Below are 2,075 nucleotides of genomic sequence, written 5' to 3'. Positions count from 1 at the left end.
GGAATTGCGGCGACGTTGTAGCCGAACGCCCAGATCATGTTCGTCCGGATGGTGCGCAAAGTTGCCCGGGCCAAGCCCAGCGCTTGCGGCACCGCATCCAAACTCTCGCGCACCAAAACGATGTCGGCCGCTCCGGCCGCGACATCGGTGCCGCGGCCGATCGCCAGCCCGAGGTCTGCGCGGGCCAGCGCGGGAGCATCGTTGATGCCGTCTCCGACCACCGCGACGACCCGCCCTGCCTCACGTAACCGCTCGACGACCTCGACTTTGCCCTCTGGCTGGACCTCGGCCACCACCTCCTCGATGCCTACCGTCGACGCGATCGCCGCCGCGGTGGCCTCGTTGTCTCCGGTCAGCAACATAGTCTTTAGCCCCTGCCGGTGCAGCGCCGCCACCGCGTCGGCAGCGGAGTCCTTGACCGCGTCGGCGACGGTGATCGCCGCGCAGACGGCGTCGCCGACAGCAACGAAAATGACTGTCTCGCCGCGTGATTGGCCGGTACGACGGGCAGCGACAAGGTTGGCGGCGACCACCCGACCGCGCGCCACCCACGACGGCCGGCCCACCGTCACCGGGACGCCGTTGACGGCGGCGACCACTCCGCTGCCGGCAATGGCGCGAAAATCTCTGACCGCCAACGCCTGCGGCCCCCGACTCGCCGAAACGATGGCGGCCGACAGGGCGTGTTCGGAGCCGGACTCGGCGGCGGCGGCCCTCGCTAACACCTCGTAGGCGTCCCATCCGTCGGCGGCTACCACCGAAGTGACGGTGGGCTTACCCGTCGTCAACGTGCCCGTCTTGTCGAATACCACGGTATCGACTTTGCGGATTGCCTCCAGCGCCCGATGTCCCTTGAGGAAGATGCCCAATTGGGCGCCTCGGCCCGACGCGACCATCATCGCTGTTGGCGTCGCCAACCCCAGCGCACACGGGCACGCGATCACCAGCACCGCGAGCGCCGCGGAGATGGCGCGGTCCACATCGCCGCCCATGAGCAACCACGCCGCGGCGGTGACGATCGCGATCACCAACACCGCGGGCACGAAGACTGCCGCGATGCGGTCGGCCAACCGCTGCGCGTCGGCCTTGCTGGCCTGCGCTTCCTCGACCAGTCGGACCATGCCGGCGAATCGGGTGTCCGGCCCAACGGCGGCGGCCTCGATGATCAATCGCCCGTCGAGTACCACCGTGCCGCCGACCACGCTCTCGCCAGGTGCGGCCTGCACCGGACTGGATTCACCGGTCATCGCGCTGACGTCGACGGCGGCCGCGCCCTCGACCACCAGCCCGTCCGCTGCGATCGACTGGCCGGGCCGGACCACGAAGCGCTGCCCTTCCTTGAGTTCGCTGGCCGGAATCAGCATCTCGCCGCCGTCGGCGAGCAACACCGAGACTTCCTTGGCGCCCAACGCTGCCAACGCGCGCAGCGCCCCACCGGCCTTCGACTTCGCGCGGGCCTCGAAGTAGCGGCCGGCCAACACCAGCACCGTGACGCCGGCCGCGACTTCCAAATAGATCGAATCGCTGCCGACTAGCGCCTGCCAGACACCCGAGGTCTGCCGCTCGGCGCTGTCGAAGAACACTGTGTACAACGACCACACCGTCGCCGCGGTAACCCCGATCGAGATCAAGGTCTCCATGGCGGCGACGCCGTGCCGGGCATTGCGCGCGGCGGCGCGATGAAACGGCCACGCCGCCCAGGTCACGATTGGCGCGGCCAAACCCGTCAGCACCCATTCCCAACCCGCGAACCGGGTGGACGGCACCGCGGCGAACATCACCGACAGGTCGGCTAACGGAATGAATAACACGGCGGCAACGGCTAAGCGCCGCAGCAGATCCCGCGCGTGCCGCGCGTCCGGATCATCCTCGGACGTCGTTACCTCGGTCCGCGGCGCAGCGTGATAGCCGGCCCGCGCCACGACCTCGCACAGTTCCGTCACGCCGACTGCGTCCGCGGCGTCGACGGTGGCCACCCGGGTGGCGAAGTTCACCGTCGCGCTAACGCCGTCGAGCTTGTTCAGCCTCTGCTCGACCCGACCGGCGCACGACGCGCACGACATGCCGGTCACGTC

General features: G+C 69.3%; 1 protein-coding gene. It reads right to left on the bottom strand.

The window, feature by feature from the left end; translation table 11 throughout:
- The coding region (locus CWS39_RS28080; protein WP_233213752.1) for a heavy metal translocating P-type ATPase at positions 1–2,072 on the bottom strand (2,072 nt) is incomplete at its 3' end.
- Positions 2,073–2,075 lie beyond the last annotated feature (3 nt).

This window comes from Mycobacterium hubeiense (assembly GCF_002838065.1).
GTDB classification, from domain to species: domain Bacteria; phylum Actinomycetota; class Actinomycetes; order Mycobacteriales; family Mycobacteriaceae; genus Mycobacterium; species Mycobacterium hubeiense.
This window is presented reverse-complemented; position numbering and strand designations above follow the sequence as displayed.